At 60.2% G+C, this 18,128-nt stretch carries 13 protein-coding genes; all 13 read right to left on the bottom strand.

Going from position 1 to position 18,128, the window contains the following annotated elements; genetic code table 11:
• Positions 1–7: 7 nt before the first annotated feature.
• Positions 8–1,459, bottom strand: coding sequence for a mannose-1-phosphate guanylyltransferase/mannose-6-phosphate isomerase (locus tag ASD70_RS01250; RefSeq protein ID WP_046070992.1), 1,452 nt, complete (start codon positions 1,457–1,459; stop codon positions 8–10).
• 107 nt (positions 1,460–1,566) lie between these two features.
• Complete coding sequence (locus tag ASD70_RS01245; protein ID WP_043049782.1) at positions 1,567–2,223, bottom strand: alginate O-acetyltransferase AlgF; 657 nt, start codon at positions 2,221–2,223, stop codon at positions 1,567–1,569.
• Between the two features lie 16 nt (positions 2,224–2,239).
• Positions 2,240–3,412 (bottom strand): alginate O-acetyltransferase, encoded by a 1,173-nt coding sequence (locus tag ASD70_RS01240; protein WP_056845484.1) that lies wholly within the window; start codon positions 3,410–3,412, stop codon positions 2,240–2,242.
• Positions 3,413–3,423: 11 nt separating this feature from the next.
• Positions 3,424–4,956, bottom strand: coding sequence for an MBOAT family O-acyltransferase (locus ASD70_RS01235; protein WP_056845483.1), 1,533 nt, complete (start codon positions 4,954–4,956; stop codon positions 3,424–3,426).
• 216 nt (positions 4,957–5,172) lie between these two features.
• Positions 5,173–6,282, bottom strand: a complete 1,110-nt coding sequence (locus ASD70_RS01230; protein ID WP_081214400.1) for a mannuronate-specific alginate lyase — start codon at positions 6,280–6,282, stop codon at positions 5,173–5,175.
• Between the two features lie 8 nt (positions 6,283–6,290).
• Positions 6,291–7,739: an alginate O-acetyltransferase gene (locus ASD70_RS01225; protein ID WP_046072649.1), complete on the bottom strand. Its 1,449-nt coding sequence runs from the start codon at positions 7,737–7,739 to the stop codon at positions 6,291–6,293.
• Between the two features lie 11 nt (positions 7,740–7,750).
• Positions 7,751–9,319 carry a mannuronan 5-epimerase AlgG gene (gene algG, locus ASD70_RS01220; RefSeq protein ID WP_056845481.1) on the bottom strand — a complete coding sequence of 523 codons (1,569 nt, stop codon included), beginning with the start codon at positions 9,317–9,319 and terminating at the stop codon, positions 7,751–7,753.
• The gene (locus ASD70_RS01215) at positions 9,319–10,806 is read right to left on the bottom strand and encodes an alginate export family protein (RefSeq protein ID WP_046070997.1); all 1,488 of its coding nucleotides are present in this window, start codon (positions 10,804–10,806) and stop codon (positions 9,319–9,321) included. The genes algG and ASD70_RS01215 overlap by 1 nt, the downstream gene beginning before the upstream one ends.
• Positions 10,803–12,182, bottom strand: coding sequence for an alginate biosynthesis TPR repeat lipoprotein AlgK (gene algK / locus ASD70_RS01210; RefSeq protein ID WP_056845480.1), 1,380 nt, complete (start codon positions 12,180–12,182; stop codon positions 10,803–10,805). Before algK ends, ASD70_RS01215 begins: the two co-directional genes overlap by 4 nt.
• 131 nt (positions 12,183–12,313) lie before the next feature.
• Complete coding sequence (locus ASD70_RS01205) at positions 12,314–13,480, bottom strand: alginate biosynthesis protein Alg44 (protein WP_056845479.1); 1,167 nt, start codon at positions 13,478–13,480, stop codon at positions 12,314–12,316.
• 37 nt (positions 13,481–13,517) lie between these two features.
• Complete coding sequence (gene alg8 / locus ASD70_RS01200) at positions 13,518–14,999, bottom strand: mannuronan synthase (protein ID WP_162252742.1); 1,482 nt, start codon at positions 14,997–14,999, stop codon at positions 13,518–13,520.
• An 83-nt stretch (positions 15,000–15,082) separates the two neighbouring features.
• Positions 15,083–16,399 carry a nucleotide sugar dehydrogenase gene (locus ASD70_RS01195; RefSeq protein ID WP_043049799.1) on the bottom strand — a complete coding sequence of 439 codons (1,317 nt, stop codon included), beginning with the start codon at positions 16,397–16,399 and terminating at the stop codon, positions 15,083–15,085.
• A gap of 890 nt (positions 16,400–17,289) precedes the next feature.
• On the bottom strand, positions 17,290–18,069 hold the full coding sequence (gene yaaA, locus ASD70_RS01190) for a peroxide stress protein YaaA (protein WP_056845478.1): 780 nt from the start codon (positions 18,067–18,069) through the stop codon (positions 17,290–17,292).
• Positions 18,070–18,128: the final 59 nt, after the last annotated feature.

Here is an 18,128-nt window from a genome sequence, read left to right as displayed (position 1 = left end):
GACTGTTTTATTGCGCGATAGTTTTCACCGACACGCCACGTTCAACTGGCGTCGAGCGACCGTAGATATCTTCGAAGCGCTCGATATCGTCTTCGCCCAAATAGCTGCCCGACTGCACTTCGATGATCTCCAACGGGATCTTGCCCGGGTTGCGCAGGCGGTGCACCGAGGCGATCGGGATGTAGGTGGACTGGTTCTCGCAGAGCAGGAACACGTTCTCGTCACAGGTGACTTCGGCGGTGCCGCTGACTACGATCCAGTGTTCGGCACGGTGGTGGTGCATCTGCAGGGACAGGCACGCGCCCGGCTTGACCGAGATGTGCTTGACCTGGAAGCGCCCGCCCATGTCCACCGAGTCGTAGGAGCCCCACGGACGATAGACTTCGCAGTGGTTCTGGGTTTCGCTGCGGCCTTGCTCGTTGAGGGTGTTGACCATCTGCTTGACGCCCTGGACCTTGTCCTTGTGGGCAATCATCATCGCGTCCTTGGTTTCCACCACCACGATGTTGTCCAGGCCGATCACCGACACCAGTTTGCCGTTGCCATGCACCATGCAGTTGCGGCTGTCCTGGATCACCACGTCGCCTTTGCTGACGTTACCGTTGGCGTCTTTGTCATTGACCGCCCACAGCGAGGCCCAGCAACCCACGTCGCTCCAGCCGGCGCTCAATGGCACCACGCAGGCACGCTGGGTTTTTTCCATCACTGCGTAGTCGATGGAATTGTCCGGGCAGCAGGCGAAGGTGGCGTCGTCGAAGGTCACGGTGTCGTGGGTCTGCTCGCTGCGCTCCAGGGTCAGTACGCAGGTGTCGTAGATGTCCGGATCGTGCTTTTTCAGCTCTTCAAGGAAGCGGCTGGCACGGAACAGGAACATGCCGCTGTTCCAGAAGTAACCACCGCTTTTGACGAACTCGATGGCGCGCTTTTCATCGGGTTTTTCCACGAACTGCTGCACGCGGCTCACACCTTCGGGCAGCAGCGAGTCGTTGGTGGACTTGATGTAGCCGTAACCGGTTTCCGGACGGGTCGCCGGTACGCCGAACAGCACCATCTCGCCACGCTCGGCCGCCACGGTGGCCAGGGCCAGGGCACGTTGCAGGGCTTTCTGGTCGTCGATCACGTGGTCGGCGGGCAGCACCAGCATCAGTTCGTCGCGGCCTTCGTTAACCAGCATCATCGCGGTCAGGGCCACGGCCGGTGCGGTGTTGCGGCCAAAGGGCTCCATCAGGATGCGTTGGCATTCGAGCTTACGTGCGCTCAGTTGCTCATTGACGATGAAGCGGTGGTCTTTGTTGCAGACCACGATAGGGGAGTCCATGCCTTCGAACACCAGGCGCTCCAGGGTTTGCTGGAACAGCGTGTGCTCGCCGGTCAGGGCCAGGAACTGCTTGGGGAACTGTTTACGCGAAAGCGGCCAAAGACGTGAGCCGCTACCACCGGAAAGGATTACTGGGATCATGGGTGTTTCTCCTTGAATCAGTTTGGGTCAGAGCTACGAAGGTTTGTCGTTTCACTCTTGTTTTTGTCTCGTATCCTGGCCGGCCGCAGCCGACCAGGAAAATTCATTCAGCGGGTCGACACCGGGCGTTTCACCCAGACTGGCGACAGGCTCGAACCGGAACCGGTGACGTACAGCACTGCTGCTTCACCACGTTCCAACGCAACCGGCTTCACATCGCCGACCTTCTTGTCGCCGTCATACAGCGCCAGGCTCACCTTCACCGGGTTGATCTCGCGCTCGCCACGGCCCTTGGCGGCCACCGACTTGACCACATCGGTCTTGCCGTCGGCAGTTTTCAGGGTCAGGGCCTTGTCGCTGAGGTTCTGCACGCGTACCAGGGATTTCTGCTTGTTCTTGAACGGCGGCTCTTCGATCAACTGCGGTTGGCCGCTGCTGTTATTGACCAGGGTGTAGTAGTGATCGGCAGCGAGTTTGACCGGCACGGTCTGGCTGCCGACCTTGGCGCTGTAGTCACCGCCCGGCATGAAGCTGAAGTCGCTGCTGGCCAATGGCGCCACGTCGCTGAGGTTGGTGCTGCCGACGGTGGCGCTGACTTCCTGGTTGCTGGCGTTGTAGATGCGCACGAAGCTCGAACCCTTTGGCGCGGTTGGGCCGTACAGGGCGGCGTCACCACCGGCGAAGGCTGACATCGATACGAAGCTCAAGCCGGCAGCGATGGCCAGGGTCTTGGCGAGACGACGCGGAGTAGTAGTGAAAGTCATGTGAGTTACCTCTCTTTCAGTTTTGCGCCCGGTCGGGCGTCTCGGATTTAGGTGTGTTGCTTGCCATGTTCTGTTGGCGCGAACCGGCTTGTTTAAGCTGCGCAACCCACGATGGGTCGGCATCACCGATTTCGTTATTTACGGGCAGATAGCGTTCGGGAAATTCCCAGATCAGCACCTGGGGCGGGTTGTTCTTGAAGTCGTCGCTTTTCAGGTAGCTGAGCATCGGCAGGATCGGGCCGTGGCCGTCTTCGGCGTAGCTGACCACGTCACTGCCCAGGGCTTGCTTGAGGGCGCCGACGAAGTTCCAGTTGGGGTTGGCGCTGTAGCTGGTGCCCACCAGTGCCACTGGGGTTTCGCTGTCGCTGAACAGCGCGTCGTCGCCTTTGGTTTCGGCCAGGTGCGTGACGCGTTTTTCCAGCGGCTCTTTAGGTGGCATCAGGTTTTCGAACAGCGGGTCCAGGGGCAGGAACAAGCGCAGGTCGCCTTTGTGTGGCTCGATCTTTTCGGCCTCGGTGACAAAACGCTGCGGCTCGCCGCTCAGCGGGGTCTTGTCGGCAATGGTTTTCGCCAGTTGCTTGGCGGCGATTTCCGCGCCATCCGGCGTCCAGTGGGTGTCGGTGCGCAGGAATACCTGCTTGCCGCCCAGCTTGGCCTGTTGCAGCGGCCCGAGCAGGTCGGGGGCCGGGATGTTGTCGGCGGCGACCCGGGCGTGGAAGTCCTGGTACAGGTTGGCGTGAATGCTCGCCGGTTTCACCTCACCCAGGTGTTCCGGGTACAGGCGCACCTTGGCCGGCACGATCGCCATTACCAATTGAATGCCCTGGGCCTTGAGCTTCTGGCGCACGCCTTCGACAAGGGCGTAGTTGCCCTCCAGGTTCTGGTCTTCATTGACGGCGGGGTTGAACTCCTCGTCGCTGTACAGCCAGTGATCGCGGCCCAGCACTACCCCAGGGCGGCCTTCATTGAACAGCTTGTAGTCCAGCGCTGCCCACAGGTTGGTGCCGATGCGCTTGATCGGGAACTCGTCGTCGTAATGGGTCTCGACGGCTTTGGTCCAGCGACCGTTGAGCACGGTCGCATCGGCGTTGGTGCTGAAGCCCAGGAAACTGCGCAGCGACCAGGCGCCCAGGGCCAGCAACAGCACCATGAACAGGCTGATATAGAGGACGCGTAATGAACGGGTCATGGTCGGCTCCCTCAGAATTGGAAGTAAAGGAACGGCGAGAAACTCTGCGCCGACAGTTTCAGGATCGACGCTACGAACAGCAGCAGCACCGCGGCGCGCATGGCGTAGCGTGGCCAGTCAGCGGTCCAGTAGGCCGGTTGCACGGCAGCGTCACGGCCCACGCTGAAACCAGGCTCGTGGATGCTGCCGGGGTTGTCGCCAGGCACCGCCTTGATCAGGCTCGGATCGGCCGGCTTGGTTTTCTGGGCCGGGCGATTGGTGTAGAAGTCGCGCAGGCCGAAGAACGCCAGGGTTGCGTAGGCCACCACCAGGGTCGCCACTTGCAGCCCGGTGAGGTTGGCACGGTTGAGTTCCGACAGCGACCACTCGCCAAAGCTGAACATCGCACCGTACATACGCCCGGCGACGTGCAGGTTTTCAGCACGGAAGATCACCCAGCCCATCACCACCAGCAGGAAGGTGAAGGCCCAGCGCAGCACATTGAAGCTGCGCGGCGCGGTGTTCAGGCCGATGGCTTTTTCAATTGCCAGCCACATGCCGTGCCAGGCGCCCCACACGATGTAGGTGATGTTGGCACCGTGCCATAGGCCACCGAGCAGCATGGTCAGGAACAGGTTGCGGTAGGTGGTCAGCGTGCCTTTGCGGTTGCCGCCCAGGGTGATGTACAGGTAATCACGCAGCCAGGTAGAGAGGCTGATGTGCCAGCGCCGCCAGAACTCGGTGATCGACTGGCTGATGTACGGCTGTTTGAAGTTTTCCATGAAGCGAAAACCCATCATCAAGCCCAGGCCGATGGCCATGTCGCTGTAGCCGGAGAAGTCGAAGTACAGCTGCGCGGTGTAGGCCAGTGCACCCAGCCAGGCGTCGCCGGTGGTGGGGTTTTGCAAGGCGAAGCAATGGTCGGCCACCACCGCCAGGGTGTCGGCAATAAAGACTTTCTTGATGAAACCCTGCATGAACCGCGTGCAGCCCTCGGAGAACTTGTCGAGGGTGTGGGTGCGGTTGTTGAACTGGTCGGCCAGGTCACGGAAACGCAACACCGGGCCGGCAATCAAGTGCGGGAAGATCGCCACGAACGCCGCGAAGTCGATCAGGTTGCGGGTCGCCGGGGTGTCGCCACGGTACACGTCGATGATGTAGCTGATGGACTCGAAGATGTAGAACGAGATCCCGATCGGCAACAGCACGTGGGTGAGGATGAAAGGCTCCAGGCCCGCCGACTTCATCATCACGTTGATGCTGTCGACGCCGAAGTTGGCGTACTTGAAGTAGCCGAGGATGCACAGGTCGACTGCCACGCCGAGCAGCAACCAGCGCTGCGCCGGCTTGGTACGCACGCCGGCGGCACCGACCTTGAGGCCGATCCAGTAGTTCCATAGCGTGACGGCAGCGAACAGCGCCAGGAAGTCCACTCGCCACCAGGCGTAGAACACGTAGCTGGCAATCAGCAGCAGCAGATTGCGATAGCGTTGCCCGCTCAAGTAGTACAAGCCGAGAAAGATCGGCAAGAACAGAAACAGGAATACATTGGACGAGAAAACCATCCCGATCTCTCCATGTTTAACCAACAGTCAAGGGCCAGAGCCCCCCCAAACCCCCCCACGATTTCGGGGGAGGTTGTATTGCATTTCTACTGACGAAACCGGCTTCAAATGTGGGAGGGGGCTTGCTCCCGATAGCGGTGTGTCATTGAGCACAGATGGCGACTGTTACACCGCCATCGGGAGCAAGCCCCCTCCCACATTTTTTACCGCGTTTGCTCAGGAACCTTTTTTGCCTTTTTCGTGCGCCGGGTCGTAGACCTTGGTCAGGTCGCCACCCAGGCGGAACGTCTTGAACGGCTGCATCTCATGCTTGCGCTCGATCACATCCGGCGCGCAGGTGTAGAGCGTGCAGAAGGGCTCAAGCCAGGCAAATTTCATGTCTTCCTTGAGGTCCTTCATGTCCTGCTCTTTGCCGTTCTTCTGCTCGAAGATCTCCGGGTCTTTCACCCCGGCCAGCACCTTGTCGCCCAGGCGCTTGAGCGCGCCGTTGTTTTCCTGGCGCAGGTCCACGCCGTTGACCAGGGCAAAACTGGCGATCATCGACAGCGGCGGCAGGGCGTAGTTGTGATACGACAGGGCGCGCTGTTGGCGCTTCAACTCGTTCGGCAAAAAGCCTTGGTCATCGACCTGGTTGGCGCCGACCTTGTATTCCTTCACCGCCCAATCAAACAGGTCGCGGCGGTTGGTGGCGATGGAGGTTGCCATCACCGACCAGGCGGCCCAGTAGGAGTGGTTGTTGGTTTTTTCCAGCGGCAGGTTGTCCCAGTCGCTCACCACCTGGTCGGCCAGCTTGTTGAACCAGGCTTCGATCTGTTGGGATTCCTGCGGGTGCTTGGCCAGCGGCTGCGACTCGGAGAATTTCAGGCGTACATAGGCTGAAGCCATGCTGCCCAGTGCCCATTTGCGCATGGATTTGCCGGTGTGGTTGAAGTCCTTGGACATCAGCGCGTCGGCCTTGGCCCACGACACCAGCCAGTTCAGCGTGCATTCGAGCTGCTGGGGGCGGCCGTCACGCATGAACTGCATCACGCGCTTACTGGTGTCTTTTTCCAGCTTGGTGATGTCGGCGGTGCTGTCGCGAAAGGCCTTTTCGGACTGCACATTCAGCGTGGAGCGCGCCTTGTCCGAACCTTCGTACTTGCTGCGAAATTGCAGCGAACCGGTGTACGGCGCTGGCATGGCGTCGCAGTCATTCTTGAAGTCGCCGGTCTTGAACGCTTCGATCGGTGCGAAATAGCCCTGAGGCGGACGCAGTGGCGCGGCGGCGTTGGCGGCCCCGGCGAAGATCGCCAGGCCCAGCAACGATGGAATCAATAACTTTTGCATAAGTAACCTCATTGCCCGGTTGAAGCGGTTTGTTGACCGCCGGCTGGGAATACGTTGCGTGTGCAAATTTTCGCTTCGACCTTCTGCGCGGCAGCACCCTGTTCCGGGCCCTGCACTTCCACGGCCAGCAAGTTCTGCGAGGCCCAGTCTTCATCGGTGCGCAGTTCAAAGGCGAAACGCCCGTCTGTATCGGATGTTTCGGGTTTCTCGATCTTGATGTCCTCGTGGCGACCGTTCATATACCAGAGGGTGGCTTGCAAGGTTTTCACCGACGGATCGGCGAAGCGGATATCGACCTGGTGATTGGCGTTGCGCAGGTCCTTGTTGGCACTGTTGACCATCAGCTCGTTCTTGCCGGGCTTGAGGGTGGTGCTGGCGGACATCTGCGCGGTCTTGCCTTCGCACCCGTTGTCCAGCAGCGCCATCATCTGGCGATAGATGGTTTCCTGGTCGAGGCGGTACAGCGGCGAGAATTCCCAGATCAGGATCTTCGGCGGAGTCTTCTGGAATTCGTCGCTGCCCAGGTACTGGATCATCGACCCTTCCAGGCCACCGCCGGGGAAGGCGACGTTAAGGATGTCGGCGCCGATTTCCTCCTGGAGGAAGCCGGCGAAATTGTAGTTCTTGCCGCTGTGGCTGGTGCCCACCAGGGTAATCTGCGGGTTGCCCGAATCGCTGAACAGGTCGCCGTCACCGGCTTCGCCCTTGGGCTCGGTGGTGAACTGGTCCATGTACTGGATCGCATAGCTGGTGCCGCACAGTTGCCCGGCCATGTTGTGCAGGGTGCCGGTCTTGCCCATGCGGCCCGAGCGCTTGGTCTCGAATTCGCGCTTGGGAATTTCGGCGTACTCAGGCATTTGCTTGACCTTGGCCGCGACGATTTTCGCCGTGCGCTGGGCTCCGTACGGGGTCCAGTGCTGGTCACCGCGGAAGTAGAAATCGTGGGCCGGCAATTCGTCTGGCAATTGCTCGTTGGTCAGTGGCGAAAGGTCCGGCACTACGTAGCCCATCTTGGCGAAACGGCCAAGCATGGTCTTGTAGTTGGTCAGGGCCTTGTCGAAGTCGAACTTGGCTTTCTCTTCTGGGTTGAGCTTGTTGCGGTTCACCAGGCCACGGGTCGGCTGGTAGACCACCACCAGTTCCACGCCCTTGGCCTTGAACGCATCGTGCAACTGCTGCATGCGTTTGTAGCCTGCCGGTGTGGTGTCGAATTCGGTGCGCAGGTCTTCCTGGGTACGAAACAGCCAGTCGCCCTGGGCTTGTACCAGAGTGGTGAAGTTCTGCTGGTAGCGCGTGGTGTAGTTCTTCGCGTCATGGGCGGCCGGGCACAGGCTGCAGCATGGCTCGGCGGTGAAGGTCGGCGCCTTGACTTCGTCGGCGCGCACGCCCTGGCTGGCCGCAAGCAGGCCGAGGGTCAGACCCGAGAGGCTCAGCAGTTTTATCATGTGTGGGTGCATAAGGGTCATCCTCAGTCCTGCATTTCGGTCTGGCGTTCGACAGGGTCGATCAGCACGGCTTTCTGCTGGCGCACCAGCAAGTCGAGAATTTCTTCCTGGCGCTCGCCAAGAATGCCGTTGAAGCTGATGCCACTGGATTTGGTCGGCGCCAGCATCGACACGCGGTACAGCTCGACACTCAGCGGCGAATCGATGGACAGCGGCCCGCTGCCGTTGCCCGCCAGTTCACCACCCACCACGATCAGCGAGACCTTGGCGTCGAATGGGTCGAGGGCAATGTCGCGGTCGGTGTCGGTCAAGTCCTTGATGTGGCCGTAGAGCCCCGTCAGGCCGTTGGCCATCGAGGTGTTTTCGTAGAGCTTGATATTCACGCTGTTACGCACACGAATGCCGTGGCGACGATTGGCGATGACCTTGTTGCCCCACAGCAGGTTGTCGCCGCTCTCATAGAGGGTGATGCCGTCGGTGTGGTTGCGGTAGATCTCGTTGTCGGCGATCAGGTTGTTCACGCTGTTACGGTCGATCACCAGGCCTGAGAGCTTGTTGTCGTAGCTGCGGTTGTTGAAGATGAAGCTGTCGTTCACTTCCCGGGAAATGATGATGCCGTGCTTCTTCTTGGTGCCGTACACCGTGTTGTCGGCGATGATCAGGCCGTGGGAACGGTCATGGGGGTCAATGCCGTAGACGATGTTGTCTTTGTAGGTATTGCCCTTGATCACGAAGCCCGTGGTCTCGTAGCAATAGAAGCCGTACCACATGTCCGAGAACTCGGAGTCGATGATCCAGCCGGTCGGCTCAGGACGCTTGAGCACCTTGGCCATGTTCGGCGTGTACTGGGAAATACTCACCCCGTAGGACTTACTGTTGGCGTAGCCGAAGCTGGCCATCTTGGTCTTGGAGATATAGGTCTCGGTGCCGCCCCAGGCCAGCAGGAACGGGCGGAATTCCTTGGCCGACTTGAACAGCGCCGGGCCATTGGCTTTTTCATCCCAACCGGTGACCTTGGTATCGCGCACAAACAGCTGGCCGTCGTTGATCAAAAACGAGCCGGCTTGCTGGGACAGACGCAATTCCTGGGTATTTTTGTCGATATCGAGGATGCCCTTGCGCCCGACCACAATCGGCAGCTTGGCCAAAAAGACACCCGGCGACGTTTCGCTGAAGTACTGCTTGGGCACCTTGCCCAGCAGGTCCTTGAGGTTCATGTAGCCATCGTCGACAAAGATCGCCTGGGGAATGCCGTGCTGGCGCACTACCCATTCGGCCATCTTGTTATCGCCACCGATAAAGTCCTTGAGCGCGTCTTCCTGCATCATGCGGCGCACGCTGATCTTGCCCGGCTTGGTCTTGACGATCTTCTTTTCCATGGCTGCGGCGGTGTAGCCCGACAGGTCCGGCAGGGCAGGCTTGGCCATTTCCAGCGGCGCGGTGGGCGGGCTGGAAATGGTGTAGGTCTTGGCCTGTTGCAGTTCCTTGGCGATGATCGGCGCCTTGGCCGTCGTATCGGCGAACGCTGTGGCGCTGGCCAACAGCATTGCCGCGACGAGTAGGCTTTGAGCATTCATGGCGCAGGCTCCCATCAGAATTTCCAGACCACGTCGACAAACGCGCGGTGCATGTAGGAGTCGACCTGGCTGCCATAGGCGTCGCCCGGCTTGAACACGCCGGCACGCAAGCGCACCAGGGCCGACGGCTCGTCGATCGACTGGCTCAGCGCGGCGGGCAGCAAGCCTTTCTTGAAGTACTTGGTGACCACCAGGTCCATCTCCTGGCCGAGGTCTTTCTTACCGTCTTCCAGAGGCAGGGACGTGCTGGAGAGGATCGCGCCGGTGACGTCATCGGTGTTGTTCTGCACTGCATCGATACCGTTGCTGCCCACCGGCTTGTTGCCGTCCACGCGCCAGAACTTGTGGTACACCAGGCTGGCGTCGTAGTCCTCGCGCAGCTGCCAGGAACCGAACAGGCTCATGGACTGCATGTTGTTCATCTCGCCGCGATACGCTTCGCCGAAGCGGTGCACGCGGGATTGGGTGCCGGTCCAGTTCGAACGGTTGCTTTGCAGGCCGTTCTGCTCGTACTCGGCACTGGCGCGGGAGTAGGCCGCGCCCACTTGCCATTGCGGGTCCAGACGCAGACGCACGCCGAGGTCGGTGGCCCAGCCACTCACGTTATCGCTGCGCTTGGCATTGGTCGGACGAGTGCCGTCGGCATTCAAGGCATTTACGGTGTCGCGGTCGCCGCGCATGCCGGTGATGCTGGCCCAGTAGTTGACGGTGTTGGTATTGCGCCAGTTGTAGGCGTCGCTGTTGGCTTCGATGCCGAGCCAGGTCAGGTCGCCGTTCTCGCGTTTGTCCAACGGGTCCGTGGCCACGCCTGGTTCGGCGTAGTCGAGCTTGCCGTCGTCATGGGTGTGGTGACCGCGAAGGCCGATCCACTGGCCCGGCGTCCACTGGTAGGCGGCGTCGGCGTAGAAGTGCTGGCGGTCCTTGTCCTTGGGCGAGAGTTCCTTGAGGTCGGTGCGGTACTCGCTGAAACGTTCGGCGGCGCCGACATTGGCCTTGAGCAAGGTGGTGTCGAAGGTCCAGTTCAGCGCTTCGATGTTGGTGTCGCGCCATTGGCCGTCGTCATTGCGCAGGCGCTGGCGACCGAACTTGAGGATCTCGCCGGGGTAGGGCGTGAAGCCGCTGTAGCCAACCCAGAACTCGCGCAGGGCCAGGTAGTTTTTCTTGGCCTTGCGGTCGTCGTTGCTCGACTGTTCGGTGGTGTCATCGGCCGACTGTTGCAAGGTGTCGGTCTCGATGATGTCGCTGGACACGACGGCCTGGCCCATGGCGTAGGCACTCCACGCGCCGCTTTCGCCGTAGATCCACGGGCGCAGGTCGAGGCCGATGCCGTTGACGTCGCCGCCTTTCTGGGTGCCGAGGTCGCGGTCATCTTCGGACTGTGCAGTGGCTTTGACCTCCAGGCCGAAGTTCTTGGCTTCGGTCAGCGCGGCCAGGGTCGGGCACGACCACAGCAGGGCGAAGGTCAGGCCGATGCCGGCCTTGACGAATGGGTTGAGCTTCATAGGGATTCCTCGCCGTCTTCTTCTTGCAGGGCGTGCAGTTGCAGCGTGCTTTGGGCCAGGGTGCCGCGGGCGGCCAGTTCCTGTTGCACCAGGCGTTGGCCTTCGGCGCGTTGCTCAGGGGTCAATGGCGCCTCGAGCTGGGTAGCCAGGTCATTGGCCTCTGGCGTGTTCTGGGCCTTGGCCAGTTGGCTGAAGACATAGGCGTTCAATGGGTCGGGCTTGGTGCCCTTGCCTTGGGAAAACAGTTGGGCGATGGCGAAGTCGGCGCTGTTCTGGCCGTTGCGCGCAGCGGTCAGCAGGTGGTCCAGGGCCTTTTGCGGGTAGACCTTGCCCAGGTAGCCACGGCGGTAGATCTGGCCGAGGTAGTAATCGGCGGCCACTTCACGGCCCACGGCTTTTTCGAAGTGGGCTTCGGCGGCCTTGGCGTCGGCCGGCACCCACTTGCCTTCGTAGTAGAGCTTGCCCAGCAGCAATTCGGCGCGCGGCTGGTCGGCGGCGCGGCCGTTGTCGAGGTACTTCATCATCTGGTCGACGTCGCCCATTTCGGGGAAGTCGTAGAGCAGTTGCGCCAGGCTGACCCAGGAGGCCGGGTAGGCAGGGGCGATTTTTTCAAGCAAAGCCTGGGCGGTTTTTTCGTCCGGCGTGCCGAGGCTGGCATCACCGAGTACGCGGGCGACGCTGTCGACGCGCTGGGCGGTGACGCTGCCACGGCTGTAGCCTGCTTCCATCTGCTTGAGCAACTCGGCCTGTTTTTCCGGCTCGGCTTTTTTCTGGTAGACCGTGGCCAGCTCGACGTAGCAGATATCGGTGGTGTTCAACGCGGCCTTGCAGATGCGCTCGACGTCATCCAGATGCTGGTCGTAAGTGTCCTGGGTGCGATACAGCAACACCTGGGCCAGGCCGGCTTCCGGGTAACCGGCCGCTTGCCATTTGCTGATCTGCTGCTGGGCATTCACGTTGGGAAAGCTGTGCGGGTATTGCAGGTACAGCATCGCCAGCGGGATCAGGGTGTTGCCTTCGCCATTGGCGAAGGCTTTTTTCAGCAGGCTTTCGGCTTCATGGTGCTCAGCTTCAGTGGCACCGGGCTTGGCCACCAGCAGGCGGCCAAGGCGCGCCTGGGCGCGGGGCGAAGTGTCCGCCGCCGCACGGTAAGTGGCTTCGGCCTGCTTGATTTGCGCCGGATCGCGGGTGCCAACTTGGATATCGGCCAGGCCCACCTGGGCCTCGCTGTAGCCCAGGTCTGCCAGTTGCTGGTAATTCTGCTGCGCGGTGACGGTATCGCCGCGTTTGAGGGCTTCGTTGGCTAAACGCTGATCTGGCAAACCGGCACAACCGGCCAGGCTCACCGCAACAGCCAGCAACGCCACCGAACCCATGTGGGAGGGGGCTTGCCCCCGATGCAGGCGACTCGGCCCATCAGGCAAACCGCGCTGATCCCATCGCGAGCAAGCCCGCTCCCACAGAGATTGTGTTGTTCTTGAAATAGGGTTCACAGGCATGTCCTCGCTTACAGACCGTGAGCCATGGCTTTATCGATCAGCCAGTTCAGGGACGGGCCGCGGTCACTGGTGACTTCCACCGGGCGGCCGGCGTAGGTGCTGTCCAGCGGTGCATCCGGCTTGATCTGCACGCGGATGTCGGAGGACAGGTCGGCGCTGTTCAGGCTGGTGCTGCTGACGATGGTGCCGGTGCGAACCTGTTCTTCGTCGGCGACCTGGAAGTTCACTGGCGTACCCGGGCGCACATCACCGAACTGGCGGTAGGTAAAGCGTGCTTCCACATTGGCCTGGCTGCCGCGTGGCACCAGTTGGAAGATCACGTCGCCCTTGCTGGCGTACTGGCCGTCGGCGACCAGTTGCTGGGCCACCACGCAATCGCATGGCGAGGTCAGGGTGCCGGTCATTTGCTTGCCGAACAGCTCTTCAACCTTGGCCGGTTGCAGTTGGTCTTCGTCCAGGTGGCCCTTGAGGACGTCGAGCATGCTGGTGCTGAAAGTCGCCAGTGGCGCGCCTTTGGCCGCAACCGAATCGCCTTTGAGCAAGCTCTGCACGGTGCCGTCACGCGGCATGGTCACGTTCATGCCTGGCACGCTGACGAGGCCCGCCTGGGCGTGGCTGACGAAGTACATACCGTACAGCGATTTGAAGACAAAACCGAACGCGGCCAGGCCCACCAGGAAAATCGCCAGGCTGAACGTCACGGCACGCAGGCGACCGAATGCGGTCATGCCGCTGCCGCCGTCCTTGACTTTGCGTGCCTTGGTGAAGTTGTCGCGTTGCAGGGTCGCCAGCACGTCGCCCATGGTCACGATGTCGCCGGACAGGTGCGAGGTGATCAGGTGGCGCAGGGTGGAAATGTCCTGGGCATCGAGGTTCTGGAACTGGCAGCCGGTGCGGCCGGTCTGGCGGTCGTAGGAGCGAATCTGCAGCTCCACATCCATGGCCAGGCCGAGGTTATCGATCACGAACTGCAGGCGGCCCTTGTGCACCTGGCCGACGGTGAGCGGCTGGGTCGCGGTGAAGGCCAGGCCGCCGGCGGACAGGTCGATGACCCGCGCTTCGGTCGGCGTGCGGTCGCTGTTGAAGAAGCGCAGCTTGGCCGGGATTTTGACCCGTGCATGCTGGCGCTGGGCTTCGGATTCGTGGACAACGTTGGCGTTTACTTGGCTGTTCATAATGTTCTAGTTCCTAGTTAATTCAGGCTTGGCAGGGTCAGACCATCATCAGCAACACGGCAACGAAGATGCTGCCGGCGGAGAAGGTCATGGTCCGAGACGACCAGGTGTTGAACCAACGTTGAAAGCTGGCCAAATCGCGGGTCAGTTTGGTGTCCTGGCGGGTCCAGGACTGTTGATCAAGGCGGAAGAACACGTAGATCTTCACCAACGCGCCCATGATCTGGTTGTAATAGAGAATCATCGGGTAGGCCGGGCCGATCTTGTGGCCCGAGCACGACAGCAGCAGGGTCAGGATCAGGCGGGTAAGACCGATCCACAGCAGGTAGACCAGGATGAACGCGCCGCCGTACTTGAAGGTGGCAATCATCGCCACGGTCAGGCCTAGTAGGGAGGTCCACATCGACACGCGCTGATCGAACAGCACTACGCTGGTGAACAGGCCGAGGCGACGTACACCCAGGCCGAGGGCGCGGGAGTTCTGGCGCAGGTTGTTGCCATACCAGCGGAACATCAGCTTGCGGCTGGCCTTGATGAAGCTTTTTTCCGGCGGATGTTCCACGGTGTTGATCGCGGCGTCCGGCACGTAGAAGGTGTCGTAGCCCAGGCGCATCAGACTGAACCAGCTGGACTTGTCATCACCGGTCAGGAACTTGAAGCGCCCCAGGCGCCAGTGTTGCAGCGAGTCGCTTTCCACGTCGGCGATAAAGCCCGGGTCGGTGACCACGCTGGCACGGAACACCGACATGCGCCCGGTCATGGTCAGTACGCGCTTGGACAAGGCCATGGAGCACATGTTGATGTGGCGCTGGGCGAAACGCAGCTTGTGCCACTCGCTCATGATATAGCCGCCGCGTACTTCGCAGAATTCGTTGGTGGTCAGGCCGCCGACATTACCGAACAGTTGGAACCACGGCACGGTCTTGCGCACCACACCTTCGGCCAGCACCGTGTCGCCATCGATTACGGCTACCACGGCGCGGTCATCCGGCAGGTGGCGAGAGATAGCACGGAAACCAAAGGCCAGGCCGTCACGCTTGCCGGTACCGGCGATGCGCACGAAGTCGAGCTTGACGTGGGCCGGCGGGTTCATCTTTTCCCAGAGGCTCTTAACCAGCAGCTCATCGGACATTTCCACCAGCGAGCAGACCACGGTAGTAGGGAAGCCGCATTCGATGGCTTCACGGATCACCGAGCTGTAGACCTGGGCGGTGGTCAGCGCGTCGATGCGGAAACTGGTGACCATCAGGAACACATGGGACGGGTCGGCGGCCTTGCCCAGCTTGCGCACTTTGCGGCGCAGGTGCGGATAGACCACGTACAGGAACAGCATGCCGCGAAAGAAATGCGTCGCGCCCATGGAGTAGCGCCAGATACCCACGGCACCAATCAGGAAAATAAAATTCTTCGATTGCGAGTCGAAGGTGCTCGCCGGCAACAGCAGGGCGAGACCCATCAGCAGGCTGAGGAAGAACAACCAGCCGGCCGCTTGCAGAAATATATGTTTTAACTTGGACATAAGCGTCATCCGCATGGGGAGGAGGCTTCAGGCTGCAAGCGCTGGGGATAAAGACACTTGCAGCCTGAAACTTGCCGTTGCTGTTACCAGCAAATACCTTCGGTACGGCCGCTCACGCTGGTGGCCTTGGACATGAAGCCCACCAGATCGACCACTTGCTTGCCATGCGGGGCGTTCTGCGCCAGGGCACGGAACTTCTCATCACGGTTGCCCAGGATGATCACGTCGGAGTTGTTGATCACGTCGTCGAAGTTCGAGTTGAGCAGGGACGACACGTGGGGGATCTTGCCTTCGATGTAGTCCTTGTTTGCGCCGTGCACACGGGCGTACTCGACGTTGCTGTCGTAGATGCTCAGGTCGTAGCCCTTGCCGATCAGCATTTCCGCCAGTTCTACCAGTGGGCTTTCACGCAGGTCGTCGGTGCCGGCCTTGAAGCTCAGGCCCAGCAGCGCAACTTTGCGTTTGTCGTGGCTGGAAACGATGTCGAAGGCATTCTGTACCTGGGACTCGTTGCTGCGCATCAGCGAGTTAAGCAACGGCGCTTCCACGTCCAGAGAGCCGGCGCGGTAGGTCAGGGCACGCACGTCTTTTGGCAGGCACGAACCGCCGAAGGCGAAGCCTGGACGCATGTAGTACTGGGACAGGTTGAGGGTTTTGTCCTGGCACACCACTTCCATTACTTCGCGACCATCGACGCCGACGGCCTTGGCGATGTTGCCGATCTCGTTGGCGAAGGTGACCTTGGTGGCGTGCCACACGTTGCAGGTGTACTTGATCATCTCGGCAACGGCGATGTCCTTGCGGATGATCGGCGCGTCGAGTTCTTCGTACAGCGACTGCAGGACATCGCCGGAGGCTTTGTCGAACTCGCCGATGACGGTCATCGGTGGCAGGTCGTAGTCAGCGATGGCGGTGGATTCACGCAGGAATTCCGGGTTGACCGCGACACCGAAGTCGACGCCGGCTTTCTTGCCGGAGCAATCTTCGAGGATCGGGATCACCACGTTGGCCACGGTGCCAGGCAATACGGTGCTGCGCACCACGATGGTGTGGCGGGTGGTCTTGTCACGCAGCACAAAACCGATCTCGCGGCATACCGATTCGATGTAGTTGAGCTCCAGGTCGCCGTTTTTCTTGCTTGGCGTACCGACGCAGATCATCGACAGGTCGGTGTCACGAATGGCTTCGGCGAAGTTGGTGGTACCGCGCAGCCGGCCAGTCTCGATACCCTGGCTCAACAGTTCGCCCAGACCCGGTTCAACGATTGGCGATTTACCCGCGTTGATCAGGTCGATCTTTTCCTTGGAGATGTCTACGCCGACCACTTCGTGGCCACGGGCAGACAGGCAACCGGCACAGACCGCGCCAACGTAACCCAAACCAAATATGCTGATACGCATCGCATTTACCTCTTTGTCACTGAAGACGTTCTTAATCATGCCAATAGATGGCCGGAGTTCATGTTTGCAAGCGTCACTGATGCCGCGAAAGTTAGGCGAATAGACGCCGTCTTGCCGCGTGCAGGCATGTTAAATAGTGAGTGACTAACTATTGCACTCAAGTTGTGCGCAACTTGGCCTTTTTATTGGGGCTTGCCCTGAAATGCAGCCGGGCTTCCTTGGTGGAGGGCTCCGGCGCCAGTGCCGCAGGGCCTTGATACAGGCTTAAAGCCTTTTGATATCAATGCCTTGGGTTTTCACCACTGGCTCATTTAGGTCGGCGCTGCCTTGGCCTTCAGGGTTGGCAATAAGTGCTTATCGCTACCCTCAACTCAAACAGTTGATGTTATGACCATAGAGTCAAAGTGTTTTATGACAACTTGACTACTTCCGTTGGTCGCTGTGTAAGTCATCTCTTACGTAAACAGAGAATTTCGTTACCGGTGGTATGAGCGGCGCTTCAGGGTGAAGTTCCTGGCCGCTCATCCTGTTTCTGGAAATTTCTTGAAATATTAGAAAAGATGGCACTGGTACTATAGTGATAGCACTTGCTATTTAGGCCAGTAGTTGTAGGGAGTTGGAGAGGGAGGATAGTTTTGTGCCACTACTGTTTAAAAAAAGTGGTGCCACTACGAAAAAAACTGACGAGTGTCGAGTGAAGAAATCGTTAGGGTTGTATCTGGATGTTTTTCTGGCGCCAAATAAATGACGATTTATGGTTTGGAATACAAACAAAATGTGGGAGGGGGCTTGCTCTCGATAGCGGTGCGTCAGTCACTGAAGTGTTGACTGAATTACCGCTATCGGGAGCAAGCCCCCTCCCACATTTGATTCGCAGTGTCTGTGCAGCCTTATTCCGGTGCGTGATCGCGCAAGAACACCAGGTTATCCGGCTTGGACTGCTCCGCATTGAAGCGATAGCCCTGTACATCGAACTGCTTGAGCTTAGCCGGGTCGTTGATGCGCTCTTCGATCACAAAGCGGCTCATCATGCCCCGGGCCTTCTTCGCGTAGAAGCTGATGATCTTGTACTGGCCGTTCTTCAGGTCCTTGAACTCGGTGTTGATGACCCGCGCATTCAGGGCCGGGCGCTTGACCGCCGAGAAGTACTCGTTGGAGGCCAGGTTGAGCAGCACGTCATCGCCCTGTGCGGCCAATGCTTCGTTCAGCCATTCGCTGATGCGCGTGCTCCAGAAGGCGTAGAGGTCCTTGCCACGGGCGTTGGCCAGCTTGGTGCCCATCTCCAGGCGGTAGGGCATCATCAGGTCCAGGGGGCGCAGCAGGCCGTAGAGGCCCGAGAGCATGCGCAGGTGATCCTGGGCGTAGCTGAAATCGGCATCGCTGAAGGTCTCGGCGTTCAGGCCGGTGTACACATCGCCCTTGAATGCCAGCAGCGCCTGCTTGGCATTGGCCGGGGTGAAGGCGGGCGTCCAGCTGCCGAAGCGGGCGGCGTTGAGGCCACCGATCTTGTCGGAGACGTGCATCAACTCGCTGATTTGCGCCGGGCTCAGTTTGCGCAGTTGTTCGATCAGTTCCTGGGAGTGGTCCAGGTATTGCGGCTGGGTGAAGCGCGCAGTGACCGGCTTGGACTCGAAGTCGAGGGTTTTGGCGGGGGAAATCACCATCAGCATGAAGTTGGCTCCTTTAATCGTGGGCGAGATTCTAGGGGGTGGGGCGTTTTGACTCCACC

This window comes from Pseudomonas sp. Root569 (genome assembly GCF_001427465.1).
Classification (GTDB): Bacteria; Pseudomonadota; Gammaproteobacteria; order Pseudomonadales; family Pseudomonadaceae; genus Aquipseudomonas; species Aquipseudomonas synxantha.
This window is presented reverse-complemented; position numbering and strand designations above follow the sequence as displayed.